A 24,883-nucleotide genomic window follows, 5' to 3' on the forward strand; every position below is an offset into this window, starting at 1 on the left:
AGATGCCGCGCAGTCTCAAGAAGGGCCCCTTCATCGACGGCCACCTTCTCAAGAAGGTGGACGCGCAGAACGAGGCGGGTACCCAGAACGTCATCAAGACCTGGTCCCGTCGCTCCGTGATCTTCCCGGCCATGCTCGGCCACACGATCGCGGTGCACGATGGCCGTAAGCACGTCCCGGTGTTCGTCACCGAGTCGATGGTCGGCCACAAGCTCGGCGAGTTCGCTCCGACCCGCACCTTCCGTGGCCACGTGAAGGAAGACCGGAAGTCGAAGCGTCGCTAAGCCTGAGCTTGCGCGCCAAAAAGACTCAATGACTTACTCCATTAAGGGGACAACCATGGAAGCCAGGGCCCAGGCGCGGTACATCCGCGTCACGCCCATGAAGGCCCGCCGCGTGGTGGACCTCATCCGTGGCCTGCCGGCCACGGAGGCCCAGGCCGTCCTGCGTTTCGCTCCGCAGGCCGCCACCGTGCCGGTCGGCAAGGTGCTCGACAGCGCCATTGCCAACGCCGCGCACAACTACAACCACTCCAACGTGGACGACCTCGTCATCAGCGAGGCGTACGTTGACGAGGGTCCGACCCTGAAGCGGTTCCGTCCGCGTGCGCAGGGTCGTGCCTACCGGATCCGCAAGCGGACCAGCCACATCACCGTGGTCGTCAGCAGCAAGGAAGGGACCCGGTAATGGGCCAGAAGGTTAACCCGCACGGGTTCCGCCTCGGCATCAGCACGGACTTCAAGTCCCGCTGGTACGCCGACAAGCTGTACAAGGACTACGTCAAGGAAGACGTTGCCATTCGTCGCATGATGACGAAGGGCATGGAGCGCGCCGGTATCTCCAAGGTCGAGATCGAGCGCACCCGCGACCGCGTCCGCGTCGACATCCACACCGCCCGTCCCGGCATCGTCATCGGGCGTCGCGGTACCGAGGCCGACCGCATCCGCGGCGACCTCGAGAAGCTGACCGGCAAGCAGGTCCAGCTGAACATCCTCGAGGTCAAGAACCCCGAGCTGGACGCCCAGCTCGTGGCTCAGGGCGTCGCGGAGCAGCTGTCCTCGCGCGTCTCCTTCCGTCGTGCCATGCGCAAGTCGATGCAGGGCACCATGAAGTCCGGCGCCAAGGGCATCAAGGTCCAGTGCTCCGGTCGTCTCGGCGGCGCCGAGATGAGCCGTTCGGAGTTCTACCGCGAGGGTCGTGTGCCGCTGCACACCCTGCGCGCGAACGTCGACTACGGCTTCTTCGAGGCCAAGACCACCTTCGGCCGTATCGGCGTGAAGGTCTGGATCTACAAGGGCGACGTCAAGAACATCGCCGAGGTCCGCGCTGAGAACGCCGCTGCCCGCTCGGGCAACCGCCCGGCCCGTCCCGAGGGTGGTCGTCCCGCCCGCGGTGGCGAGCGCCGTGGTGGCGAGCGCGGTGGCCGCGGCCGTCGCCCCGCCGCTGCCGAGGCCCCCGCGGCCCCGGTCGCCGAGGCTCCGGCTGCCGAGAACACCGGAACGGAGGCCTGACCCCAATGCTGATCCCCCGTCGGGTCAAGCACCGCAAGCAGCACCACCCGAAGCGCCGTGGCGCTGCCAAGGGTGGCACCGAGCTCGCGTTCGGCGAGTACGGCATCCAGGCCGTCACCCCGGCCTACGTGACGAACCGGCAGATCGAGTCCGCTCGTATCGCCGTCACCCGTCACATCAAGCGTGGCGGCAAGGTCTGGATCAACATCTACCCGGACCGTCCGCTCACCAAGAAGCCGGCCGAGACCCGCATGGGTTCCGGTAAGGGTTCGCCCGAGTGGTGGATCGCGAACGTGCACCCGGGTCGGGTCATGTTCGAGCTGTCGTACCCCAACGAGAAGGTGGCTCGTGAGGCGCTGACCCGCGCAGCTCACAAGCTCCCGATGAAGTGCCGGATCATCCGGCGCGAGGCAGGTGAGAGCTGATGTCGGCCGGCACCAAGGCTGCTGACCTCCGCGAGCTGGACAACGAGGGTCTCGTTGCCAAGCTCCGTGAGGCCAAGGAGGAGCTGTTCAACCTCCGCTTCCAGGCGGCGACCGGGCAGCTCGACAACCACGGACGGCTCAAGCTCGTCCGTAAGGACATCGCGCGGATCTACACCCTGATGCGCGAGCGCGAGCTGGGCATCGAGACGGTGGAGAGCGCCTGATGACTGAGAACACCAACGAGACGCGCGGCTTCCGCAAGACCCGTGAGGGTCTCGTCGTCAGCGACAAGATGGACAAGACCGTCGTCGTCGCCGTCGAGGACCGCGTCAAGCACGCTCTGTACGGCAAGGTCATCCGCCGTACGAACAAGCTGAAGGCGCACGACGAGGCGAACGCCTGCGGCATCGGCGACCGGGTGCTCCTCGCGGAGACCCGTCCGCTGTCCGCGACGAAGCGCTGGCGCGTCGTCGAGATCCTCGAGAAGGCCAAGTAACGAAGTTGATGCGGTACGGCCGTATGTGCACCGGGTCCCTTGCGGGCGCTGGTGTGAGCAGCGGCCGGCCCGTCAGCTCTCGTTGACGATCAGGAGAAAGCTGTGATCCAGCAGGAGTCGCGACTGCGTGTCGCCGACAACACGGGCGCGAAGGAAATCCTTTGCATCCGCGTTCTCGGTGGCTCCGGTCGCCGCTACGCCGGTATCGGGGACGTCATCGTCGCGACCGTCAAGGACGCGATCCCCGGCGGTTCGGTGAAGAAGGGTGACGTCGTCAAGTGCGTCGTCGTCCGTACCGTGAAGTCGCGTCGTCGTCCGGATGGCTCGTACATCCGCTTCGACGAGAACGCCGCGGTTGTTCTGAAGAACACCGAGGGTGACCCCCGTGGCACCCGCATCTTCGGCCCGGTGGGCCGCGAGCTGCGTGACAAGAAGTTCATGAAGATCATCTCGCTTGCGCCGGAGGTGCTCTAACTCATGGCGAACAGCATGAAGATCAAGAAGGGTGACCTGGTTCAGGTCATCACCGGCAAGGACAAGGGCAAGCAGGGCAAGGTCATCCAGGCCATGCCGGCTGAGAACAAGGTCCTGGTCGAGGGTGTGAACCGGGTCAAGAAGCACACCAAGCCGGGCCCGGGCACTCAGGGTGGCATTGTCACCGTCGAGGCCCCGGTGCACGTCTCCAACGTCCAGCTGGTCGTGGAGAAGGACGGCAAGAAGGTCGTCACCCGCGTTGGCTACCGCTTCGACGACGAGGGCAACAAGATCCGCGTTGCCAAGCGAACCGGTGAGGACATCTGATGTCTGAGACGTCTGTTGAGAAGGTGACCCCCCGCCTCAAGGAGCGTTACAACTCCGAGATCAAGGGTCAGCTGCAGGAGCAGTTCTCGTACGAGAACGTCATGCTGACGCCCGGCCTGGTCAAGGTCGTCGTCAACATGGGTGTCGGCGAGGCCGCCCGTGACAGCAAGCTGATTGAGGGCGCGATCCGCGACCTGACCGCGATCACCGGTCAGAAGCCGGCCGTGACCAAGGCCCGCAAGTCCATCGCGCAGTTCAAGCTGCGCGAGGGCCAGCCGATCGGCACCCACGTCACCCTCCGCGGTGACCGCATGTGGGAGTTCCTGGACCGTCTGGTCTCGCTGGCCCTGCCGCGAATCCGTGACTTCCGTGGTCTCTCCCCGAAGCAGTTCGACGGCCGTGGCAACTACACCTTCGGTCTGACCGAGCAGGTTATGTTCCACGAGATCGACCAGGACAAGGTCGACCGTCAGCGCGGTATGGACATCACCGTCGTGACCACCGCTCAGACCGACGACGAGGGCCGGGCGCTCCTGCGCGCTCTGGGCTTCCCGTTCAAGGAGGCGTGAGCCAATGGCGAAGAAGTCCCTCATCGCGAAGTCCGAGCGCAAGCCGAAGTTCGGCGTCCGGGCCTACACCCGGTGCCAGCGCTGCGGCCGTCCGCACTCGGTGTACCGCAAGTTCGGCCTCTGCCGTGTCTGCCTCCGTGAGATGGCGCACCGCGGCGAGCTGCCGGGCGTGACCAAGAGCTCCTGGTAATCCAGAGCTTTAGGCACCGCTAGCGAAGCAGAGGTGCCCGATCCCACACCGCCCATTTTTGGGCTGCCGTACGGATTCCCGTAAGGTAGTGGGGTCGGGCCCCCTGCCACGGCTTCCCCATGGACGCCCGTGGTCCTCTTCTGGGAGGGCTCGCACCCAGTCTTACTACGACGTAGGTCCCCTGCGCTTGTGCCCCCGACGCACTCGTTCCGAGTGCGGTGGGGGGACCTGGTGCGGAGAAACCACGGCGAGAGAGGCCTGAGGCCATCATGACCATGACCGACCCCATCGCAGACATGCTCACGCGTCTGCGTAACGCGAACTCGGCGTACCACGACACCGTGGCGATGCCGGCCAGCAAGATCAAGGCGCACGTCGCCCAGATCCTGCAGCAGGAGGGGTACATCTCCTCCTACAAGGTTGAGGAGCCGACCGAGGGCGAGGTCGGCAAGAAGCTGACCATCGAGCTCAAGTTCGGCCCCAACCGTGAGCGCTCCATCGCCGGCATCAAGCGCATCAGCAAGCCGGGTCTGCGCGTTTACGCAAAGTCCACCAACCTGCCGAAGGTGCTCGGCGGCCTGGGCGTGGCGATCATCTCCACGTCCTCCGGTCTCCTCACCGACAAGCAGGCTGCCAAGAAGGGCGTAGGCGGAGAAGTTCTCGCCTACGTCTGGTAATTCGGGAAACGGAGGTACAGCAATGTCGCGCATTGGACGGCTGCCCATCCCGGTTCCCGCCGGCGTGGACGTCACCATCGATGGCCAGGCGGTCTCGGTGAAGGGCCCGAAGGGCACCCTCACCCACGTCGTCGCCGCGCCGATCGAGATCGGTAAGGGCGAGGACGGCACGCTGCTCGTCACCCGCCCCAACGACGAGCGTCTGTCGAAGGCCCTGCACGGCCTGACCCGCACGCTGGTGGCGAACATGATCACCGGCGTGACCGCGGGCTACCGCAAGTCGCTGGAGATCAGCGGTGTCGGCTACCGAGTTCTGGCGAAGGGCTCCGACATGGAGTTCCAGCTGGGCTACAGCCACCCGATCCTGGTCGAGGCCCCCGAGGGCATCTCCTTCGTCGTCGAGTCGGCCACCAAGTTCCACGTGGACGGCATCGACAAGCAGAAGGTCGGCGAGGTCGCCGCGAAGATCCGCAAGCTGCGCAAGCCCGACCCGTACAAGGCCAAGGGCGTCAAGTACGCGGGCGAGGTCATCCGCCGCAAGGTCGGAAAGAGTGGTAAGTAAGCGATGAGCGTCTCTGTCAAGATCGGCAAGGGCAACGCCTACAAGAGCGCCGCTCGCAAGCGCCGCGCGATCCGCGTTCGCAAGCGCGTCGTCGGCACCGAGGTGCGTCCGCGCCTCGTCGTGACGCGCTCGAACCGTCACATGGTCGCCCAGGTCATCGACGACGCCAAGGGTCACACCCTGGCGTCGGCGTCCACCCTCGACGTGTCCATCAAGGGCGCCGAGGGCGACAAGACCGAGCTGGCCAAGAAGGTCGGGAGCCTGGTCGCCGAGCGCGCCAAGGCCGCCGGCATCGAGTCGGTCGTCTTCGACCGCGCGGGCAACCGGTACGCCGGCCGCATCGCCGCCCTGGCGGACGCGGCTCGCGAGGCCGGGCTCGACTTCTAAGCCGCTCGTCGACTCTGTCGGCGGACGTAAACGAGAGAGGTAATTCCAATGGCTGGACCCCAGCGCCGCGGTAGCGGCGCCGGCGGTGGCACCGGCGGTGGCGAGCGGCGCGACCGTAAGCGTGACGACCGGGGCAGCGCCCCCGTCGAGAAGACCGCTTACGTCGAGCGCGTCGTCGCGATCAACCGTGTCGCCAAGGTTGTCAAGGGTGGTCGTCGTTTCAGCTTCACCGCGCTGGTCGTGGTGGGCGACGGTGACGGCACCGTGGGTGTCGGTTACGGGAAGGCGAAGGAGGTTCCGGCCGCCATCGCCAAGGGTGTTGAGGAGGCCAAGAAGAACTTCTTCAAGGTCCCCCGTATCCAGGGCACCATCCCGCACCCGATCCAGGGTGAGAAGGCCGCCGGCGTCGTGCTGCTGAAGCCCGCCGCCCCCGGTACCGGTGTTATCGCCGGTGGTCCGGTGCGCGCCGTCCTGGAGTGCGCCGGCATTCACGACATCCTGTCGAAGTCGCTCGGCTCGGACAACGCGATCAACATCGTGCACGCCACCGTGGCTGCTCTGAAGGGCCTCGTGCGCCCCGAGGAGATCGCCGCCCGTCGTGGCCTGCCGCTGGAGGACGTGGCCCCCGCTGCTCTGCTGCGGGCGCGTGCTGCAGGGGTGAGCGCCTGATGGCTCGCCTGAAGATCACGCAGACCAAGTCGTACATCGGCAGCAAGCAGAACCACCGTGACACCCTGCGTTCGCTTGGCCTCAAGCGCATGCACGATGTCGTGGTGAAGGAGGACCGTCCCGAGATCCGCGGGATGGCCCACACGGTCCGTCACCTGGTGACGGTTGAGGAGGTGGACTGATCATGGGCGACAACCCGATCAAGATCCACAACCTGCGTCCCGCCCCGGGTGCCAAGACCGACAAGATCCGCGTGGGTCGTGGTGAGGGTTCCAAGGGTAAGACCGCCGGTCGTGGTACCAAGGGCACCAAGGCCCGCTACCAGGTTCCGCAGCGCTTCGAGGGTGGCCAGATGCCGCTCCACATGCGTCTGCCGAAGCTGAAGGGCTTCAAGAACCCGTTCAAGATCACGTTCCAGGTTGTCAACCTCGACAAGCTGGCCGAGCTCTACCCGCAGGGTGGCGAGGTCACCGTCGAGAACCTGGTCGCCAAGGGCGCGGTTCGCAAGAACTCCCTCGTCAAGGTGCTCGGCACCGGCGAGGTCTCGGTCGCCCTCCAGGTGACGGTGGACGCCGTCTCCGGTTCGGCCGCCGAGAAGATCAAGGCCGCCGGCGGTACGGTCACCGAGCTCGTCTGAGCCCGCTGACCCCGTCGTACGAGCCCCGCACCTCCTTCGGGAGGTGCGGGGCTCGCGCCGTTCCCGGAGACATCCGGCCGGAAGGCGCTCGTTCTTTTGTGTGGCAAAACCGGGCATCCCGTACCCCGTGAGTGGGGGAGCGGCGGCACGCGCTTCTTCCGAGTGGCTGCGCACTGTTAGAGTCCGTGGAGTTCCCTTGTAGGCTGCGCGTAGGCTCGCCTGTGCCGTCTGTACGGGAGCCCGTACCGCAAACTCCCCATTCAGGACCGACCCTCCCGCCGACGACGTGCGGGAGGCGCAGGAGGCACCGTGCTCAGTGCGTTCGCGCGGGCGTTCCAGACGCCCGACCTGCGCAAGAAGCTGCTGTTCACGCTGGGCATCATGGTGCTGTTCCGGCTGGGCTCGCACATCCCGATCCCGGGCGTGAGCTTCACGGCCGTGAACGAGTGCGTGAAGGAGACCAAGAACAGCGGCCTCTTCGGACTCGTCAACCTGTTCAGCGGTGGCGCGCTCCTCCAGCTGACGATCTTCGCCCTCGGCATCATGCCGTACATCACGGCGAGCATCATCCTCCAGCTCCTCACCGTCGTGATCCCGCGACTGGAGATGCTGAAGAAGGAGGGACAGGCCGGCCAGGCGAAGATCACCCAGTACACCCGCTACCTGACCATCGCGCTCGCGGTGCTCCAGGGCACCGGCATCGTGGCGACGGCTTCCAGCGGCGCGCTGTTCTCCGGCTGCCCGCTGGCCAACCAGATCGTGCCGGACACCGGTGTGTTCCGGATCGCCGTCATGGTGCTCACCATGACCGCCGGCACCACGGTCATCATGTGGCTCGGTGAGCTGATCACCGACCGCGGCATCGGCAACGGCATGTCGCTGCTGATCTTCACCTCGATCGCGGCCCAGTTCCCGTCCTCGATGTGGGCGATCAAGCAGTCCGGCACCATCGGCGGCGGCTGGGTCGAGTTCCTGTCCGTGGTCGCGGTCGGCGTCATCGTCGTGATGCTGGTCATCTTCGTCGAGCAGGCCCAGCGCCGGATCCCGGTCCAGTACGCGAAGCGGATGATCGGCCGCCGGGCGTTCGGCGGTACCTCGACCTACATCCCGCTCAAGGTGAACCAGGCCGGTGTCATCCCGGTCATCTTCGCGTCCTCGCTGCTGTACATCCCCGCCCTGGTGGTCCAGCTGACCAACAGCCAAGCGGGCTGGGCCACGTGGATCCGGACGAACTTCGTCAAGGGTGACCACCCGATCTACATGGCCACCTACTTCCTGCTGATCGTCTTCTTCGCCTTCTTCTACGTCGCCATCTCCTTCAACCCCGAAGAAGTTGCCGACAACATGAAGAAGTATGGTGGGTTCATCCCGGGTATCCGGGCCGGCCGACCGACGGCCGAGTACCTGAACTACGTGCTGACCCGAATCACGTGGCCGGGTTCGCTCTACCTGGGCCTGATCGCGTTGATCCCGATGATCGCCCTGGTCGCCTTCGGACAGCAGACCAACTTCCCGTTCGGCGGCACCAGCGTGCTCATCGTCGTCGGCGTCGGACTCGAAACTGTGAAGCAGATCGAGAGCCAGCTCCAGCAGCGCAATTACGAAGGGTTCCTCCGCTGATGCGTATCGTCCTCGTTGGTCCTCCCGGGGCCGGGAAGGGTACTCAGGCGCACCTGCTCGCCAAGACCCTGTCCATTCCCCACATCTCCACCGGCGACCTGTTCCGTGCGAACATCAGCCAGGGCACCCCGTTGGGGCTCGAGGCCAAGAGCTACATGGACGCGGGACACCTGGTGCCGGACGAGGTCACCATCGGGATGGCCAAGGACCGGATGCTCCAGGAGGACGCCGCCAACGGCTTCCTGCTCGACGGCTTCCCCCGCAACCTCGGGCAGGCCAAGGCGCTGGACGAGTTCCTCGCCGAGCAGGGCATCAAGCTGGACGGCGTGCTGGACCTGGAGGTCCCCGAGGACGAGGTCGTCCGCCGGATCGCCGGCCGCCGCCTGTGCCGCAACGACGGTGGCCACGTCTTCCACGTGGACTACAACCCGCCGAAGGCCGAGGGCGTCTGCGACGAGTGCGGCGGCGAGCTGTACCAGCGCTCGGACGACACCGAGGAGAAGGTGCGCACGCGCCTGGAGGTCTACCACACGGAGACCGAGCCGATCATCGACTACTACGTCCAGCAGGGCCTGGTGGCGACGATCTCGGCCCTCGGCAAGGTGGACGAGGTCACCGCCCGCTCGATCGAGGCGCTGAAGCAGGACAGCTGAGTCTCTCGGCGAACGTACGACGGTACGGCCGGATCGCCCGCCCAGCGCGGGCGGCCCGGCCGTTTCGGCGTCGTACGGTGGTACCAGTGGTAATCCGGACTTGGAAGGCGTGACCAGATGGTGGAGATCAAGACCCCCGAGCAGATCGCGAAGATGCGAGCGGCCGGGCTGGTCGTCGCCGAGGCCCTGAAGGCCTGCCGCGAGGCGGTCGCCCCCGGGGTGACCACTCAGGAGCTCAACGACATCGCGGACAAGGTCATCACCGACCACGGCGCCACCTCGAACTTCCGCGCCCACCACGGCGGGCTCTGGTTCCCGGGCGTGATCTGCGCGTCGGTGAACAACGAGGTCGTGCACGGCATCCCGGGCGAGCGGGTGCTCCAGGAGGGCGACGTCATCTCGATCGACTGCGGCGCCATCCTGGACGGCTGGCACGGCGACTCGGCGATCACCGTCGCGGTCGGCGAGGTCCGCCCGGAGGTCGAGATGCTGAGCCGCGTCACCGAGGGCTCGATGTGGGCCGGCATCGCCCAGATGAAGAAGAACAACCGCCTGGTGGACGTCTCCAAGGCGATCGAGGGCTACATCCGCCGCCAGCCGCTGCCTCCGAAGGGCAAGTGGGGCATCACCGAGGGCTACGGCGGCCACGGCATCGGCACCGCGATGCACATGGAGCCGCACGTGCTGAACTACGTCGAGCGCGGCCGCGGCAAGGGCCCGAAGCTGGTCCCCGGCACCGTGCTGGCGATCGAGCCGATGGTCTCGCTCGGCACCCCGCACACCGCCGTGCTCGACGACGAGTGGACGGTCGTCACCAACGACGGCACCTGGGCCTCGCACTGGGAGCACTCGGTGGCCGTCACCGAGCAGGGCCCGCTGGTGCTGACGGCCTTCGACGGCGGCAAGGCGGAACTGGCCAAGCTGGGCATCACCGCAGCTCCGGACCCCCTCGCGTAGTCGTGGCGGCACCCGACTGCCGCTGCTGACAAGGGATCAGAGCCCTGGAGGTTTGGACCTCCAGGGCTTTTGTCCTATTTTTATCCGCTGGCAGTGGTCCGCTGCGGCCTGACTGGTTTACGAGCGAAGCAGGAGAGAGCGCGTGCTCAAGGGATTCCGCGACTTCATGATGCGCGGCAACGTCGTCGACATGGCGGTCGGCGTGGTCATCGGTGCCGCGTTCACCGCGGTGGTGACCGGGTTCGTGTCCGCCTTCCTCACCCCGCTGGTGGGTGTGGTGGTCGGCGCGGCCGGCGACTTCAGCTCGTACAAGGCGCACATCGCCGGAGTGACCTTCCCGTACGGGCAGTTCCTCAACGTGCTGATCGCGTTCTTCATGACCGCCGCGGTGCTGTACTTCTGCGTGGTGCTGCCGATCACCAAGGCGACCGTGCGCTACATGCCGAAGAAGCCGAAGGCGGCGAAGCGCCCCTGCCCCGAGTGCCTGACCGAGATCCCGCAGGCCGCCCGCCGCTGCTCGGCCTGCACCGCCCACGTCGAGCCGCTGACGGCCGCTGCCGGGGCCTGACGTAGCAGATGTGACGGCGACCGCTTTCAGGAGCCCCGTTTTGGTCCATCGCACGCGCTGGCGTAGGATGGACCGTCGGCTCACTCGTAGCGTGCTCCAGCACGCCCTCTTCCCTTCGGGGGCGGGGTGAACCCAGGTTCGCACGAGCGTTCCGCATACGGTAGCCGGTCCCGGAAGGTGGATCTCGCAGTTCATGGCTAAGAAGCAAGGCGCCATTGAGATCGAGGGCACCGTGATCGAGTCTCTTCCGAACGCGATGTTCAAGGTCGAGCTGCAGAACGGTCACAAGGTCCTCGCGCACATCAGTGGCAAGATGCGCATGCACTACATCCGCATCCTGCCGGACGACCGGGTCGTCGTGGAGCTCAGCCCCTACGACCTCACGCGCGGGCGGATCGTCTACCGCTACAAGTAAGAACGTCAGATCTAGACCCGGAGAACCTGAAACATGAAGGTCAAGCCGAGCGTCAAGAAGATCTGCGACAAGTGCAAGGTGATCCGCCGCCACGGCCGGGTCATGGTGATCTGCGACAACCTGCGCCACAAGCAGCGCCAGGGCTGATCTCTCCCCAGCATTTCTCGTAGTACTTCGCGCGACGCGAAAACGTCATGAGTGGGCTACCCGATCCGATCCGCGAGGAACGGACTGCCGCCCCCGGTCAGAGGCCGGGGCTCCCTCACCGTGAGGTGTCGGAGTAGGTAGCACGCAAGACCTCTGAAGAACCACAGGAGCCTTGAATGGCACGCCTCGCCGGCGTTGATCTCCCCCGTGAGAAGCGGATCGAGATCGCCCTCACCTACGTGTACGGCATCGGCCGTACCCGCGCCCAGCAGACCCTCTCCGAGACCGGTGTCAACCCGGATGTCCGCGTTCGCGACATCTCCGAGGACGACCTGGTCAAGCTGAGCCAGTACATCGACGCCAACTACACGGTCGAGGGTGACCTCCGCCGTGAGGTGGCCGCCGACATCCGCCGCAAGGTCGAGATCGGCTGCTACGAGGGTCTGCGTCACCGCCGTGGCCTGCCGGTCCGCGGTCAGCGCACCCACACCAACGCGCGTACCCGCAAGGGCCCGCGTCGCGCGATCGCCGGCAAGAAGAAGCCGGGCAAGAAGTAGTCCGTCCCGTAACCGGACATCCCTCCGGCCCGCGGGTCAGCGGACCGACCACCTCAGTAGGAGAACAGACTTATGCCCCCCAAGGGTCGTCAGGCTGCCGGCGCGAAGAAGATCCGCCGCAAGGAAAAGAAGAACGTCGCTCACGGCCACGCGCACATCAAGAGCACGTTCAACAACACCATCGTCTCGATCACGGACCCGTCCGGCAACGTGATCTCCTGGGCCTCCGCCGGCCACGTCGGCTTCAAGGGCTCGCGCAAGTCCACCCCGTTCGCCGCGCAGATGGCCGCCGAGGCCGCTGCCCGTCGCGCGCAGGAGCACGGCATGCGCAAGGTTGACGTCTTCGTGAAGGGTCCGGGCTCCGGCCGCGAGACCGCGATCCGTTCGCTCCAGGCCACCGGCCTGGAGGTCGGCTCGATCCAGGACGTCACCCCCACCCCGCACAACGGCTGCCGTCCGCCGAAGCGCCGCCGCGTCTGACGCAGCGCCTTCGGGCACGCTGGGTTCTGTGTTAAACCTCGTACGGGCTCCCGTTCCACACGGGAGCCCGTACGCTTGGCGTGAGGCCACCGCCTCATGGCCATTCGTTCGGCGTCAAATAGTGGGCGCCGAAGACTGGAGGATCAAAACATGCTCATCGCTCAGCGTCCCTCGCTGACCGAAGAGGTCGTCGACGAGTTCCGCTCGCGGTTCGTGATCGAGCCGCTGGAGCCGGGCTTCGGCTACACCCTCGGCAACTCCCTGCGCCGCACGCTCCTGTCGTCGATCCCGGGTGCCGCTGTCACCAGCATCCGCATCGACGGTGTCCTGCACGAGTTCACCACCGTGCCGGGCGTCAAGGAGGACGTGACCGACCTCATCCTCAACATCAAGCAGCTGGTCGTCTCCTCGGAGCACGACGAGCCGGTCGTGATGTACCTGCGCAAGCAGGGCCCGGGTGTCGTCACCGCCGCCGACATCGCCCCGCCGGCGGGTGTCGAGGTGCACAACCCCGAGCTGATCCTCGCCACCCTGAACGGCAAGGGCAAGCTGGAGATGGAGCTGACCGTCGAGCGCGGTCGCGGCTACGTCTCCGCCGTCCAGAACAAGGCCTCCGGCCAGGAGATCGGCCGCATCCCGGTCGACTCGATCTACAGCCCGGTGCTGAAGGTCACCTACAAGGTCGAGGCCACCCGTGTCGAGCAGCGGACCGACTTCGACAAGCTGATCGTCGACGTCGAGACCAAGCCCGCCATGCGTCCGCGCGACGCCATGGCCTCGGCCGGCAAGACCCTGGTGGAGCTGTTCGGCCTCGCCCGCGAGCTGAACATCGACGCCGAGGGCATCGACATGGGCCCGTCCCCGACGGACGCCGCCCTGGCCGCCGACCTGGCGCTGCCGATCGAGGAGCTGGAGCTCACCGTCCGCTCCTACAACTGCCTCAAGCGCGAGGGCATCCACACCGTGGGTGAGCTCGTCGCCCGCTCCGAGGCCGACCTGCTCGACATCCGCAACTTTGGTGCGAAGTCGATCGACGAGGTCAAGGCGAAGCTGGCCGGCATGGGCCTGGCCCTCAAGGACAGCCCGCCCGGGTTCGACCCGACCGCTGCCGCCGACGCCTTCGGCGCCGACGACCTCGACGACTCGCACTTCGCCGAGACCGAGCAGTACTAAGAGATTTGGCCGCGGGGGCGGTTCCACGGAGCCGCCCCCGTCGTCATGAAAGCCGTACGGGCACAGTGCCCGTACGCCCGCTGCGGTACCTGGTACGGCCGCAGTCGGAGATTCGAGGAGTAATTCCATGCCGCGTCCCACCAAGGGTGCCCGCCTGGGCGGTGGCCCGCACCACGAGCCGCTGCTGCTCGCCGGTCTGGCCCGTGAGCTGTTCCAGTACGGCCGCATCACCACCACCGAGGCCAAGGCCCGCCGCCTGCGCCCGCTGGCGGAGAAGCTGATCACCAAGGCGAAGAAGGGCGACATCCACAACCGTCGCCTGGTGCGCAAGACGATCACCGACATCGCCGTGCTGCACACCCTCTTCACCGAGATCGCGCCGCGCTACGAGAACCGCCCGGGTGGCTACACCCGCATCACCAAGATCGGTCCCCGTCGTGGCGACAACGCCCCGATGGCCGTGATCGAGCTGGTCGAGGCGCTGACCGTCGCGCAGACCGCCGTCGGCGAGGCCGAGGCCGCCACCAAGCGCGCCGTCAAGGAGGCCGAGGAGGCCAAGGTCGAGGAGACCAAGGCCGACGAGGCTGCCGAGGCCGAGCAGGCCTGACACCTCCAGGTGTTCGCGGGCCCGCTTCCCCAGCGATGGGGGAGCGGGCCCGTTCCCGTCCTTTGGCCGATCAGAGCAGTCCGGGAGAAGAGAAGCAGTGGTCAACGATTGCGCCGAGCAGCCGCCGGTGAAGGACGGCCCGGCCGACGGGTACGTCCGGGTCCGGCTCGACCTCGCCTACCAGGGCGCCGAGTTCTCCGGCTGGGCCCGCCAGAAGGGCGGCCGCCGGACGGTCCAGGAGGAGATCGAGAGCGCGCTCCAGGTCGTCACCCGCAGCTCGGAGCTGTTCCCGCTGACCGTCGCCGGCCGCACCGACGCCGGGGTGCACGCCCGCGGCCAGGTCGCCCACGTCGACCTGCCGGCCGAGCTGTGGGCGGCGCACCGGGAGAAGCTGCTGCGCCGGCTGGCCGGCCGGCTCCCCGGGGACGTCCGGATCTACCGGGTCGGCGAGGCGCCGCCCGGGTTCGACGCCCGCTTCTCGGCGATCTGGCGCCGGTACGCCTACCGGGTCGCCGACCACCCCGGCGGGGTGGACCCGCTGCTGCGCGGCCACGTGCTCTGGCACGACCGGCCGCTGGACATCGACAGGATGAACGCGGCCGCGCAACTGCTGCTCGGCGAGCACGACTTCGCCGCGTACTGCAAGAAGCGCGAGGGCGCCACCACCATCCGCACCCTGCTGGAGCTGCACTGGGACCGCGTCCCGGTGGACTCCTACGCCGCCCAGGAGGGCTCGCTCGCGGTCGCCACCGTCCGGGCCGACGCCTTCTGCCACAACATGGTCCGGGCGCTGGTCGGCGCGATGCTGCTGGTCGGTGACGGGCACCGGCCGGTGGAGTTCCCCGGCGAGGTGCTGGCCGGCGGGGTGCGCAACTCCGCCGTCAACGTGATCCGGCCGTACGGGCTCACGCTGGAGGAGGTCGGCTACCCGCCGGACGACCAGCTGGCCGAGCGCAACCGGCTGGCCCGGCGGATGCGGACCCTGCCCGGGCAGCCCGCCCCCGCGTAATCCGTTTTGGCCGGAGGCGTCCGCTTGCGAGAATCGTCCGCATGGGACACGTCGAGATTTCGCACCTGGAGTACTACCTGCCGGACGGGCGGGTGCTGTTCGACGACGCGTCCTTCCGGGTCGGCGAGGGCGCCGCGGTCGCCCTGGTCGGCGCCAACGGGGCCGGCAAGACCACCCTGCTGAGGATGATCGCGGGGGACATCCAGCCGCACGGCGGCTCGGTGACGATCAGCGGCGGGCTCGGCGTGATGCGCCAGTTCGTCGGCACCACCGGCCGCGAGGACCAGGGGTCCACCCCCGGCGCCCTGCCGGCCGACGCCTCGGTGCGCGACCTGCTGGTGTCGGTCGCCCCGGAGCGGATCGCCAAGGCGGCCCGCGCGGTGGACGCCGCCGAGCTGGCGATGATCGCCCAGGACGACGAGAAGACGCAGATGGCCTATGCCCAGGCGCTCTCCGACTGGGCCGACGTCGGCGGTTACGACTACGAGACCGACTGGGACGTCTGCACCATGGCGGCCCTCGGCATGCCCTTCGACAAGGCCCAGTGGCGCGGTCTGAACACCCTCTCCGGCGGCGAGCAGAAGCGGCTCGTCCTGGAGGCGCTGCTGCGCGGCCCGGAGGAGGTGCTCCTGCTCGACGAGCCCGACAACTACCTGGACGTCCCGGCGAAGCGCTGGCTGGAGGAGGCCATCAAGGCCACCCCGAAGACGGTCCTGTTCATCTCGCACGACCGCGAGCTGCTCTCCAAGACCGCCGACAAGATCATCAGTGTCGAGTCCGGCGCGGCCGGCAGCAGCGTCTGGGTGCACGGCGGCGGCTTCGACACCTTCCACGAGGCCCGCAAGGCCCGCTTCGAGCGCTTCGAGGAGCTGCGCCGCCGCTGGGACGAGGAGCACGCCAAGCTCAAGAAGCTGGTCGTCACCCTGCGTCAGGCCGCCTCCGTCAGCCACGACATGGCCTCCCGCTACTCCGCGGCGCAGACCAGGCTGAAGAAGTTCGAGGACGCCGGCCCGCCGGAGGCGCCGCCGCGCGAGCAGTCCATCACCATGCGGCTCAAGGGCGGGCGCACCGGCGTGCGCGCCTTCACCATGGAGCAGCTGGAGCTCACCGGCCTGATGCAGCCCTTCGACCTGGAGGTCTTCTACGGCGAGCGGGTCGCGGTGCTGGGCGCCAACGGCGCCGGCAAGTCGCACCTCCTGCGGCTGCTGGCCGGTGACGGGACGGTCGCGCACACCGGCGAGTGGAAGCTCGGCGCCCGGGTCGTCCCCGGCCACTTCCGGCAGACCCACGCCCACCCGGAGCTGTTCGGCCGCACCGTGCGGTCGATCGTCGAGGAGGAGCACGCGCTCAGCCGCGGCGCCGCGATGGGGGCGCTGCGCCGGTACGAGCTGGACCGTCAGGAGGAGCAGAAGTTCGAGTCGCTGTCCGGCGGGCAGCAGGCCCGGCTGATGATCCTCAAGCTCGAACTCTCCGGCGTGACGGCCCTGTTGCTCGACGAGCCGACCGACAACCTGGACCTGGAGAGCGCCGAGGCCCTGCAGGCCGGCCTGGAGGCCTTCGACGGCACCGTGCTGTGCGTCACCCACGACCGCTGGTTCGCCAAGACCTTCGACCGCTTCCTGGTGTTCGGCGCGGACGGCCGGGTGTACGAGTCGTCGGAGCCGGTCTGGGACGTGACCCGGGTGGAGCGCGAACGCTGAGTGACGGCCGCGCCTTCGGCGGGAGGGGCCCAGGCGATTTTTGACCCGTTCCGGTCGTGCCGGTAACCTGGACGCTTGATGTGCGTATTGGCTCGCTCTATCTCACGTGAGAGGTCGGTACGCCGGAGACATCAGGTCGTCGACCAGCGGTCCCCCTTGAATTGCGTCCAAGGATGGCCAGGCTGCTCTTCCGTCCGGGTGCTCCTGTCAGGACTCACTCACTGAAAAGCGAAGGCTACGACCGTGCGTACGTACAGCCCCAAGCCCGGCGACGTCCAGCGTCAGTGGCACGTCATCGACGCGACCGACGTCGTGCTCGGCCGCCTGGCTTCCCAGGCCGCCAACCTCCTCCGGGGCAAGCACAAGGCGATCTACGCGCCGCACGTTGACACTGGTGACTTCGTCATCATCATCAACGCCGACAAGGTGCACCTGTCCGGTAACAAGAAGACCCAGAAGCTGGCCTACCGCCACTCGGGCTTCCCGGGCGGTCTCCGCTCGGTGCGCTACGACGACCTCCTGGACAAGAACCCGGAGAAGGCCGTCGAGAAGGCCATCAAGGGCATGATCCCCAAGAACAGCCTGGGCCGCCAGATGCTCTCGAAGCTGAAGGTCTACTCGGGCGACCAGCACCCGCACGCTGCCCAGCAGCCGGTGCCGTTCGAGATCACCCAGGTCGCGCAGTAATTCGGCCACCAAGCCCCCCAACACTGAAAAGAGCTGAGGAACACCGTGGCCGAGACCACTGAAACCCTTGAGGTCGACTTCGACGAGACCGTCGTCGAGGGCGAGTACACCTCCGAGGAGAGCTACACCTCCGAGTCCCTGGCCGGCCGCTTCGGCGAGGCCGTCCCGGGCGCCGGCCTGGGCCGTCGCAAGGAGGCGATCGCCCGCGTGCGCATCGTCCCCGGCACCGGCCAGTGGAAGATCAACGGTCGCACCCTTGAGGGCTACTTCCCCAACAAGGTGCACCAGCAGACCGTGAACGAGCCCTTCAAGCTCCTGGAGCTGGACGGCCGTTACGACGTCGTCGCCCGCATCAGCGGTGGCGGCGTCTCCGGCCAGGCCTACGCGCTGCGCCTCGGCGTCGCCCGTGCCCTGAACGAGGCCGACGTGGACAACAACCGCGGCGCGCTGAAGAAGGCCGGCTTCCTGACCCGTGACGCCCGCGCCGTCGAGCGCAAGAAGGCCGGTCTGAAGAAGGCCCGCAAGGCGCCGCAGTACAGCAAGCGCTAATCGCCTCTCCGGGGGTGCGGTCCGCCCTGGCGGCGCACCCCCTGGTTGCGCGAAACCGTCGCCCCGGAGTACCCCGTGTACTCCGGGGCGACGTGTTCCCCGGCTATGGTGCGGCGGCCGGGATCATCGGTTGGGTTCCGAGCAGTGGTGATGGAGGACGGGACAGTGGGACGACTCTTCGGTACGGACGGCGTACGCGGGGTGGCCAACGAGGGCCTGACGGCGGAGCTGGCGCTCGGCCTGTCGGTCGCGGCGGCCCATGTGCTCGGCGAGGCCGGAGCCTTCGACGGCCACCGGCCGGTCGCGGTGGTCGGCCGTGACCCGCGCGCCTCGGGCGAGTTCCTGGAGGCCGCCGTCATCGCCGGTCTGGCGAGCGCCGGCGTCGACGTCCTGCGGGTCGGCGTCCTGCCCACCCCGGCCGTGGCGTACCTCACCGGCGCGCTCGGCGCCGACTTCGGCGTGATGCTGTCCGCCAGCCACAACGCCATGCCGGACAACGGCATCAAGTTCCTCGCCCGCGGCGGCCACAAGCTGGACGACCGGATCGAGGACGCGATCGAGGCCCACTACCACAAGCACACGCTCGGCGACGAGGACTGGAACCGTCCGACCGGCGCGGCCGTCGGCCGGGTGCGCGAGTACACCGAGGGCTTCGACAAGTACGTCGCCCACCTGATCGGCGTGCTGCCCAACCGCCTGGACGGCATCAAGGTCGTCATCGACGGCGCCCACGGCGCGGCCGCCTACGTCGCCCCCGAGGCCTTCGCCCGGGCCGGTGCCGAGGTGGTCCACACCCTGGGGGCCGAGCCCACCGGCCTCAACATCAACGACGGCGTCGGCTCCACCCACCTGGACCGGCTGCGCGCCGCGATGACGGAGCACCGGGCGGACCTGGGCATCGCCCTGGACGGCGACGCCGACCGCTGCCTGGCCGCCGACGCCGAGGGCAACGAGGTGGACGGCGACCAGATCATCGCCATCCTCGCGGTCGCCATGAAGGAGGCCGGCACCCTGCGCCGCAACACCGCGGTGGCCACCGTGATGTCCAACCTCGGCTTCAAGCTGGCGATGGAGCGCGAGGGCGTCGAGCTGGTGGAGACCGCCGTCGGCGACCGCTACGTGCTGGAGGCGATGAAGGAGCACGGCTTCGCGCTGGGCGGCGAGCAGTCCGGCCACGTGATCCTGCTGGACCACGCCACCACCGGTGACGGCACCCTGACCGGCCTGATGCTGGGCGCCCGGCTGGCCGCCACCAAGCAGCCGCTGGCCGACCTGGCCGCTGTGATGACCCGGCTGCCGCAGGTGCTGATCAACGTCAAGGGCGTCGACAAGTCCCGGGTGAGGACCAGCACCGAGCTGGCCGCCGCGGTCGCCGGGGCCGAGGCCGAGCTGGGCTCCACCGGCCGGGTGCTGCTGCGCCCGTCGGGCACCGAGCCGCTGGTCCGGGTGATGGTCGAGGCCGCCGACCCGGCGCAGGCCGAGACGGTCGCCCAGCGGCTGGCCGAGGCGGTACGCACCCACCTGGGCTGAGCCCCGGAGACGGCGAAGGGCCCCCGCGCGCCGCGGGGGCCCTTCGCCGTGCGCTCAGAGCTTGCGCAGCAGCGCCCGGCGGACCTTGTGGTCCGGACCCTTCTGGAGGACCAGGGTGGCCCGGCCGCGGGTCGGCAGCACGTTCTCCAGCAGGTTGGGCCTGTTGATGGTGCGCCAGACCTGCCGGCCGTACTCCATCGCCTCCTCCTCCGGCACCTCGGTGAAGCGGCGGAAGTAGGAGTTCGGGTCCTGGAAGGCGGTCTGCCGCAGTTTGCGGAAGCGGTCCAGGTACCAGTGCTCGATGTCGTCGGTCCGGGCGTCGACGTAGATCGAGAAGTCGAAGTAGTCGGCCACCGCGAGGCGGGTGCGGCCGTCGGTGCCGGGCAGGGCCGGCTGGAGCACGTTCAGGCCCTCGACGATCAGGATGTCCGGGCGCTCCACGGTCAGCCGCTCGCCCGGCACGATGTCGTACACCAGGTGCGAGTAGACCGGCGCGCTGACCCGCTCCCTGCCCGCCTTCACGTCCGCGACGAAGCGCATCAGCGCCCGGCGGTCGTACGACTCCGGGAAGCCCTTGCGGGCCATCAGGCCGCGGCGGCGCAGCTCCGCGTTGGGCAGCAGGAAGCCGTCGGTGGTGACCAGTTCGACCCGGGGGTGCTCGGGCCAGCGGGCGAGCAGCGCCTGGAGCAGTCGGGCGGTGGTGGACTTGCCGACGGCGACGGAGCCGGCCACGCCGATGATGAACGGGGTGCGGGTGCGCTCGGTGTCCGGGGTGTCCAGGAAGGTGCCCAGCGCGCCGCGCAGGTCGTGCGTGGCGTGGATGTACAGGTTCAGCAGGCGCGACAGCGGCAGGTAGACGTCGCGGACCTCGTCCAGGTCGAGGGCGGTACCGAGGCCGCGCAGCCGCTCCACCTCCTCGGCGCTCAGCGGCAGCGGCGTACGCTCGCGCAGCGCGCTCCACTCGGCCCGGCTGAGGTCCACGTAGGGGGACGGTGACGGGCCGGGCGTGGCGGCGCCCCGCGTACAGAGTTCGGTCAGCACATGCTCCATTGTGAGCCGTAGCGGCGTTCACAGTGGCTGTGGTGTCGGTCACGCAGCGTTCCCGCGCGGCGGGAATGCGGTCGCAGAACCGCCCTTATGCTGGCACGCATGTGCGGAATTGTTGGATATGTGGGCGCTCAGTCCGCCCTCGATGTAGTAATCGCCGGCCTGCAGCGCCTGGAGTACCGGGGTTACGACTCGGCCGGCGTCGCAGTGCAGGTCCAGGACTCCGAGGGGCAGTGGAGCCTGGCCACCGACAAGCGGGCGGGCAAGCTCGCCAACCTGGAGAAGTCGCTCGCCGAGGCCCCTCTGCCCGGCGGCACCACCGGCATCGGCCACACCCGCTGGGCCACCCACGGCGGCCCGACGGACGCCAACGCCCACCCCCACCTGGACGACCACCAGCGGGTGGCCGTGGTGCACAACGGCATCATCGAGAACTTCGCCCAGCTGCGGGCCGAGATCGCCGAGCGCGGCCACACCCTCCGGTCCGAGACCGACACCGAGGTCGTCGCCCACCTGCTGGGCGAGGCCTACACGGGTGACCTCGCCGAGGCCATGCGGGTGGTCTGCCGTCGACTGGAGGGTGCCTTCACCCTCGTCGCCGTGCACGCGGACGCGCCGGACGTGGTCGTCGGTGCCCGCCGCAACTCGCCGCTGGTGGTCGGCCGCGGCGAGGGCGAGAACTTCCTCGCCTCGGACGTCGCCGCCTTCATCGCCCACACCCGCGAGGCGATCGAGCTGGGCCAGGACCAGGTGGTCGAGCTGCGCCGGGAGGGCGTGACCGTCACCAACTTCGACGGCACCCCCGCCGACGTGCGCGAGTACCACGTCGACTGGGACGCCTCCGCCGCCGAGAAGGGCGGCTACGACTACTTCATGCTCAAGGAGATCGCCGAGCAGCCGAAGGCGGTCGCCGACACCCTGCTCGGCCGGATCGGCACCGACGGCCGGCTGACCCTGGACGAGCTGCGGATCTCCGACGCCGACCTGCGCTCGGTCGACAAGGTCGTCATCGTGGCCTGCGGCACGGCCTTCCACGCCGGCATGATCGCCAAGTACGCCATCGAGCACTGGACCCGCATCCCCTGCGAGGTCGAGGTCGCCTCCGAGTTCCGCTACCGCGACCCGATCATGGGCCCGGGCACGCTGGTCATCGCCATCTCGCAGTCCGGCGAGACCATGGACACCCTGATGGCCCTGCGGCACGCCCGTGAGCAGGGCGCCAAGGTGCTGGCGATCTGCAACACCAACGGCTCCACCATCCCGCGCGAGTCGGACGCAGTGCTGTACACCCACGCCGGCCCGGAGGTCGCGGTCGCCTCCACCAAGGCGTTCCTGACCCAGCTGGTCGCCTGCTACCTGGTCGCCCTGTACCTGGGCCAGGTGCGCGGCACCAAGTGGGGCGACGAGATCTTCGCCGTCATCAAGGAGCTCGGCGACGCGCCGAAGCAGGTCGAGCAGGTCCTGGAGACCATGGAGCCGGTGCGCGAGCTGGCCCGCTCGCTGGCCGACGCCCGCTCGGTGCTGTTCCTCGGACGTCACGTCGGCTTCCCGGTGGCCCTGGAGGGCGCGCTCAAGCTCAAGGAGCTGGCGTACATGCACGCCGAGGGCTTCGCGGCGGGCGAGCTCAAGCACGGCCCGATCGCGCTGATCGAGGAGGGGCTGCCGGTCGTGGTGGTCGTGCCCTCGCCGCGCGGGCGGTCGATCCTGCACGACAAGATCGTCTCCAACATCCAGGAGATCCGGGCCCGCGGCGCCCGCACGATCGTGATCGCCGAGGAGGGCGACGAGGCGGTCGTCCCGTACGCGGACCACCTGATCCGCATCCCGGTCACCCCGGTGCTGCTCCAGCCGCTGGTCTCCACCGTCCCGCTCCAGGTCTTCGCCTGCGAGCTGGCCACGGCCAAGGGTCACGAGGTCGACCAGCCGCGCAACCTGGCGAAGTCGGTCACCGTCGAGTAGTCCCGCGTTCGTCGGCAACGGCGCCCCTGCGGTGGCTGCGTCCTACCGCAGGGGCGCCGTGTCGAGCGTGAAGGAGAACGGAGTGGGCAGGTCGATCGTCTTGCCGAACTCGACCTTGCTCTGGGTGATGTAGTCCCCGTCCTCAGGGTTGGTGAACAGCGTGACCGTGCCGTCGCTGCGGTCGATCAGCAGGTAGCACGGGATGCCGGCGGCGGCGTATCCCGTTCGCTTGGGCTCGCGGTCCTTGTGTGGGTTGGTCGGGGTGACCTCGAAGACGAGGAGGACGTCGTCCGCCGGGGCCCAGGAATCCAGATGGTCGAAGTGGTCGGCCGGAACGACGGTGCCGTCGGGGATGAACCGGCCTTTGGGGGTGATCAGGCCCTTGACCCCCGCGATGTCCAAATCGATCGCGGCGTTCCGAAAGAACTGCTTGGCGAGTTTCGAGACCGCGCCCTCGTGTTGTCCATCCGGTGGCGGCGTCACGACGATCTCCCCTTCGATGAATTCGGCCTTGCTTCCCAGCGGGGTGTCCAGCTCCAGAAACGCCTGGAGGAGGCTGTCCTCGCCCAGCGGGTGCTCGACTGCCGGCATGGCGACCATGGCCCTCTCCCTCTTGCTGGTTCGTACCGAACCACAAGGTAGGTGCACGGACTCAAGCAGGTGGGGGATCGAAGTGGTTGTCACTCGAAAGTGTGCCGCAGGCCCGGCCCCCGCGGGGCGGGGGCGCGGGTTAGCGTCGGCGGTACGTCGACTGCTGAAGGAGCCCTGCCATGCGTCATGCACACCGGGTGGAAGCCGTCCGGGCCGCGGAGGCCGCGCTGATGGCGCGGCTGCCGGAGGGGACGTTGATGCAGCGGGCGGCCGCCGGACTGGCGGCGACCTGCACCCGGCTGCTGACCCGGCGCCGGGGGAGGGTGTACGGCAGCCGGGTGACGGTGCTCGCGGGCAGCGGGGACAACGGGGGTGACGCCCTGTACGCCGGGGCCGCGCTGGCCCGGCGCGGGGCGCGGGTGACGGCGGTGCTGCTGGCGCCGGAGAAGGCGCACCCGGGCGGGCTGGCCGCGCTGCGGGCCGTCGGCGGACGGGTGACGGTGGAGCAGGCAGTCGGCCTGGCCGACTTCTCGCGCGCGGACCTGGTGCTGGACGGCATCGTCGGCATCGGCGGCCGGGGCGGGCTGCGCCCGGAGGCCCGGCCGTACGCGCAGGCCCGGCGGTCCGGGATCGTGGTGGCGGTGGACCTGCCGAGCGGGGTGGACGCCGACACCGGCGAGGTGCCGGGTGCGGCCCTGCGCGCGGACGTCACGGTCTGCTTCGGCACCTACAAGCCCGGGCTGCTGGTCGACCCGGGGGCCGAGTACGCGGGCGCCGTGCAGCTGGTCGGCATCGGGCTGGAGCTGCCCGCCGCGGAGGTGACGGCGCTCCAGCACGCGGACGTGGCGGCGCTGCTGCCGGTGCCGGGCGCGGAGAGCGACAAGTACCGGCGCGGCGTGGTCGGGGTGGCGGCCGGTTCGGCGACCTACCCGGGGGCGGCGCTGCTGGCGGTGGCCGGGGCACTGCACGGCGGCGCGGGCGCCGTCCGGTACGTGGGCACCGCCGCCGAGGAGGTGGTCCGGCGCTTCCCGGAGGCGCTGGTCACCGAGGGCGGGCCGGCCGGGGCCGGGCGGGTGCAGGCCTGGGTGGTCGGGCCGGGCGGCGGCGAGGGGGCGCGGCAGGCGCTGACCGAGGCGCTGGCGAGCGACGTCCCGGTGCTGGTGGACGCGGACGGGCTGACCGAGCTGGGCCGGCTCGGCCCGGACGCGCTGGCCGGCCGCACCGCACCCACCCTGCTCACCCCGCACACCGGCGAGGCCGCACGGCTGCTCGCGGGCGCCGAGGGCGGCACGCCGCCGGCCGCCGACGACCTGGCCTCCGCCCGGCTGGCCACCGCCCGCCGGCTGGCGGCCGACTACCGCGCGACGGTGCTGCTGAAGGGCTCCACCACGGTGGTCGCCGACCCGGGCGGGGCCGTCCGGGTGAACCCCACCGGCACCTCCTGGCTGGCCACCGCCGGCAGCGGCGACGTCCTGGCCGGGCTGGCCGGCTCCCTGCTGGCGGCGGGCCTCGCGCCGCTGGACGCCGCGTCGGCGGCCGCCTACCTGCACGGCCTGGCCGGCCGCGAGGCGGCGGGCGAGCCGGGCGCCCCCACGACGGCGCTCACGGTGGCCGGGGCGCTGCCGGCGGTGTGGCGGGCGGTACGGGCCGACTAGCCCGGAACGTCCGGAAGGCCGGGAAACGGAACCGAACGGCCCGTCGAACGCGTCC

At 69.0% G+C, this 24,883-nt stretch carries 35 protein-coding genes; 33 read left to right on the forward strand and 2 right to left on the reverse strand.

Annotation, left to right across the window (positions count from 1 at the left end; translation table 11 throughout):
• Positions 1-2: 2 nt before the first annotated feature.
• The 31 genes from rpsS (at position 3) to glmM (ending at position 19,576) form a co-directional block, all read left to right on the forward strand.
• Positions 3-284, forward strand: a complete 282-nt coding sequence (gene rpsS / locus AB0O11_RS02425) for a 30S ribosomal protein S19 (protein WP_363380942.1) — start codon at positions 3-5, stop codon at positions 282-284.
• A gap of 55 nt (positions 285-339) precedes the next feature.
• On the forward strand, positions 340-687 hold the full coding sequence (rplV, locus tag AB0O11_RS02430) for a 50S ribosomal protein L22 (RefSeq protein ID WP_030055822.1): 348 nt from the start codon (positions 340-342) through the stop codon (positions 685-687).
• Complete coding sequence (gene rpsC / locus AB0O11_RS02435) at positions 687-1,511, forward strand: 30S ribosomal protein S3 (RefSeq protein WP_030055823.1); 825 nt, start codon at positions 687-689, stop codon at positions 1,509-1,511. The genes rplV and rpsC overlap by 1 nt, the downstream gene beginning before the upstream one ends.
• 5 nt (positions 1,512-1,516) lie before the next feature.
• Positions 1,517-1,936 carry a 50S ribosomal protein L16 gene (rplP, locus tag AB0O11_RS02440; RefSeq protein WP_030055824.1) on the forward strand — a complete coding sequence of 140 codons (420 nt, stop codon included), beginning with the start codon at positions 1,517-1,519 and terminating at the stop codon, positions 1,934-1,936.
• Positions 1,936-2,160, forward strand: coding sequence for a 50S ribosomal protein L29 (gene rpmC / locus AB0O11_RS02445; RefSeq protein ID WP_049649042.1), 225 nt, complete (start codon positions 1,936-1,938; stop codon positions 2,158-2,160). Before rplP ends, rpmC begins: the two co-directional genes overlap by 1 nt.
• Positions 2,160-2,432: a 30S ribosomal protein S17 gene (gene rpsQ / locus AB0O11_RS02450; protein WP_030055826.1), complete on the forward strand. Its 273-nt coding sequence runs from the start codon at positions 2,160-2,162 to the stop codon at positions 2,430-2,432. The genes rpmC and rpsQ overlap by 1 nt, the downstream gene beginning before the upstream one ends.
• 102 nt (positions 2,433-2,534) lie before the next feature.
• Entirely contained in the window at positions 2,535-2,906 is a 372-nt protein-coding gene (gene rplN / locus AB0O11_RS02455; protein ID WP_030055827.1) for a 50S ribosomal protein L14, read from the forward strand.
• A gap of 15 nt (positions 2,907-2,921) precedes the next feature.
• Entirely contained in the window at positions 2,922-3,233 is a 312-nt protein-coding gene (gene rplX, locus AB0O11_RS02460) for a 50S ribosomal protein L24 (RefSeq protein WP_030232484.1), read from the forward strand.
• Complete coding sequence (gene rplE / locus AB0O11_RS02465; protein WP_030300393.1) at positions 3,233-3,802, forward strand: 50S ribosomal protein L5; 570 nt, start codon at positions 3,233-3,235, stop codon at positions 3,800-3,802. Before rplX ends, rplE begins: the two co-directional genes overlap by 1 nt.
• Before the next feature lie 4 nt (positions 3,803-3,806).
• Positions 3,807-3,992, forward strand: a complete 186-nt coding sequence (locus AB0O11_RS02470) for a type Z 30S ribosomal protein S14 (protein ID WP_030055830.1) — start codon at positions 3,807-3,809, stop codon at positions 3,990-3,992.
• Between the two features lie 269 nt (positions 3,993-4,261).
• Complete coding sequence (gene rpsH / locus AB0O11_RS02475; RefSeq protein ID WP_188301635.1) at positions 4,262-4,669, forward strand: 30S ribosomal protein S8; 408 nt, start codon at positions 4,262-4,264, stop codon at positions 4,667-4,669.
• A 22-nt stretch (positions 4,670-4,691) separates the two neighbouring features.
• Entirely contained in the window at positions 4,692-5,231 is a 540-nt protein-coding gene (gene rplF / locus AB0O11_RS02480; RefSeq protein WP_363380947.1) for a 50S ribosomal protein L6, read from the forward strand.
• Positions 5,232-5,234: 3 nt separating this feature from the next.
• Complete coding sequence (rplR, locus tag AB0O11_RS02485; protein ID WP_030280785.1) at positions 5,235-5,618, forward strand: 50S ribosomal protein L18; 384 nt, start codon at positions 5,235-5,237, stop codon at positions 5,616-5,618.
• 48 nt (positions 5,619-5,666) lie between these two features.
• Positions 5,667-6,287: a 30S ribosomal protein S5 gene (gene rpsE / locus AB0O11_RS02490; RefSeq protein ID WP_363380949.1), complete on the forward strand. Its 621-nt coding sequence runs from the start codon at positions 5,667-5,669 to the stop codon at positions 6,285-6,287.
• Positions 6,287-6,469 (forward strand): 50S ribosomal protein L30, encoded by a 183-nt coding sequence (gene rpmD / locus AB0O11_RS02495; protein WP_030055835.1) that lies wholly within the window; start codon positions 6,287-6,289, stop codon positions 6,467-6,469. Before rpsE ends, rpmD begins: the two co-directional genes overlap by 1 nt.
• Positions 6,469-6,924, forward strand: a complete 456-nt coding sequence (gene rplO, locus AB0O11_RS02500; protein ID WP_363381262.1) for a 50S ribosomal protein L15 — start codon at positions 6,469-6,471, stop codon at positions 6,922-6,924. The genes rpmD and rplO overlap by 1 nt, the downstream gene beginning before the upstream one ends.
• Before the next feature lie 309 nt (positions 6,925-7,233).
• A complete protein-coding gene (gene secY / locus AB0O11_RS02505) occupies positions 7,234-8,544 on the forward strand; it encodes a preprotein translocase subunit SecY (RefSeq protein WP_359820423.1) in 1,311 nt (436 codons plus the stop codon).
• Positions 8,544-9,197: an adenylate kinase gene (locus tag AB0O11_RS02510; protein WP_363380951.1), complete on the forward strand. Its 654-nt coding sequence runs from the start codon at positions 8,544-8,546 to the stop codon at positions 9,195-9,197. Before secY ends, AB0O11_RS02510 begins: the two co-directional genes overlap by 1 nt.
• 117 nt (positions 9,198-9,314) lie before the next feature.
• Positions 9,315-10,154 (forward strand): type I methionyl aminopeptidase, encoded by an 840-nt coding sequence (map, locus tag AB0O11_RS02515; protein WP_363380953.1) that lies wholly within the window; start codon positions 9,315-9,317, stop codon positions 10,152-10,154.
• 142 nt (positions 10,155-10,296) lie between these two features.
• On the forward strand, positions 10,297-10,722 hold the full coding sequence (gene mscL / locus AB0O11_RS02520; protein ID WP_363380956.1) for a large conductance mechanosensitive channel protein MscL: 426 nt from the start codon (positions 10,297-10,299) through the stop codon (positions 10,720-10,722).
• A 193-nt stretch (positions 10,723-10,915) separates the two neighbouring features.
• Entirely contained in the window at positions 10,916-11,137 is a 222-nt protein-coding gene (gene infA / locus AB0O11_RS02525) for a translation initiation factor IF-1 (protein WP_003956442.1), read from the forward strand.
• A 33-nt stretch (positions 11,138-11,170) separates the two neighbouring features.
• On the forward strand, positions 11,171-11,284 hold the full coding sequence (rpmJ, locus tag AB0O11_RS02530) for a 50S ribosomal protein L36 (RefSeq protein WP_003956441.1): 114 nt from the start codon (positions 11,171-11,173) through the stop codon (positions 11,282-11,284).
• A 176-nt stretch (positions 11,285-11,460) separates the two neighbouring features.
• Positions 11,461-11,841 carry a 30S ribosomal protein S13 gene (gene rpsM, locus AB0O11_RS02535; RefSeq protein WP_363380958.1) on the forward strand — a complete coding sequence of 127 codons (381 nt, stop codon included), beginning with the start codon at positions 11,461-11,463 and terminating at the stop codon, positions 11,839-11,841.
• 72 nt (positions 11,842-11,913) lie between these two features.
• Complete coding sequence (rpsK, locus tag AB0O11_RS02540) at positions 11,914-12,321, forward strand: 30S ribosomal protein S11 (RefSeq protein WP_014136257.1); 408 nt, start codon at positions 11,914-11,916, stop codon at positions 12,319-12,321.
• Between the two features lie 150 nt (positions 12,322-12,471).
• Positions 12,472-13,494, forward strand: a complete 1,023-nt coding sequence (locus AB0O11_RS02545) for a DNA-directed RNA polymerase subunit alpha (protein WP_363380961.1) — start codon at positions 12,472-12,474, stop codon at positions 13,492-13,494.
• A 127-nt stretch (positions 13,495-13,621) separates the two neighbouring features.
• Complete coding sequence (rplQ, locus tag AB0O11_RS02550) at positions 13,622-14,101, forward strand: 50S ribosomal protein L17 (protein WP_224273920.1); 480 nt, start codon at positions 13,622-13,624, stop codon at positions 14,099-14,101.
• A gap of 97 nt (positions 14,102-14,198) precedes the next feature.
• Positions 14,199-15,110: a tRNA pseudouridine(38-40) synthase TruA gene (gene truA, locus AB0O11_RS02555; RefSeq protein WP_363380964.1), complete on the forward strand. Its 912-nt coding sequence runs from the start codon at positions 14,199-14,201 to the stop codon at positions 15,108-15,110.
• A gap of 41 nt (positions 15,111-15,151) precedes the next feature.
• Positions 15,152-16,810, forward strand: coding sequence for an ATP-binding cassette domain-containing protein (locus AB0O11_RS02560; RefSeq protein ID WP_363380965.1), 1,659 nt, complete (start codon positions 15,152-15,154; stop codon positions 16,808-16,810).
• 243 nt (positions 16,811-17,053) lie between these two features.
• Complete coding sequence (rplM, locus tag AB0O11_RS02565) at positions 17,054-17,497, forward strand: 50S ribosomal protein L13 (protein WP_035848207.1); 444 nt, start codon at positions 17,054-17,056, stop codon at positions 17,495-17,497.
• A 45-nt stretch (positions 17,498-17,542) separates the two neighbouring features.
• Positions 17,543-18,046 carry a 30S ribosomal protein S9 gene (gene rpsI, locus AB0O11_RS02570; RefSeq protein ID WP_224273932.1) on the forward strand — a complete coding sequence of 168 codons (504 nt, stop codon included), beginning with the start codon at positions 17,543-17,545 and terminating at the stop codon, positions 18,044-18,046.
• Positions 18,047-18,211: 165 nt separating this feature from the next.
• Positions 18,212-19,576, forward strand: coding sequence for a phosphoglucosamine mutase (gene glmM / locus AB0O11_RS02575; protein WP_363380968.1), 1,365 nt, complete (start codon positions 18,212-18,214; stop codon positions 19,574-19,576).
• A gap of 54 nt (positions 19,577-19,630) precedes the next feature.
• Here glmM and coaA read toward each other — a convergent pair whose 3' ends face one another.
• Positions 19,631-20,626: a type I pantothenate kinase gene (gene coaA, locus AB0O11_RS02580; protein WP_363380970.1), complete on the reverse strand. Its 996-nt coding sequence runs from the start codon at positions 20,624-20,626 to the stop codon at positions 19,631-19,633.
• A gap of 99 nt (positions 20,627-20,725) precedes the next feature.
• On the opposite strand from coaA, the gene glmS reads away from it, so the two are divergent.
• Complete coding sequence (gene glmS / locus AB0O11_RS02585) at positions 20,726-22,582, forward strand: glutamine--fructose-6-phosphate transaminase (isomerizing) (protein WP_363380972.1); 1,857 nt, start codon at positions 20,726-20,728, stop codon at positions 22,580-22,582.
• 42 nt (positions 22,583-22,624) lie between these two features.
• On the opposite strand, the gene AB0O11_RS02590 is transcribed toward glmS, so the two are convergent.
• Entirely contained in the window at positions 22,625-23,182 is a 558-nt protein-coding gene (locus AB0O11_RS02590; protein WP_363380974.1) for a Uma2 family endonuclease, read from the reverse strand.
• A 170-nt stretch (positions 23,183-23,352) separates the two neighbouring features.
• Here AB0O11_RS02590 and AB0O11_RS02595 point away from each other — a divergent pair, with 170 nt between their 5' ends.
• Positions 23,353-24,828 (forward strand): NAD(P)H-hydrate dehydratase, encoded by a 1,476-nt coding sequence (locus AB0O11_RS02595; RefSeq protein WP_363380976.1) that lies wholly within the window; start codon positions 23,353-23,355, stop codon positions 24,826-24,828.
• The last annotated feature ends 55 nt before the right edge of the window (positions 24,829-24,883 follow it).

This window comes from Kitasatospora sp. NPDC093102, assembly GCF_040683915.1.
In the GTDB taxonomy this organism is placed as follows: domain Bacteria; phylum Actinomycetota; class Actinomycetes; order Streptomycetales; family Streptomycetaceae; genus Kitasatospora.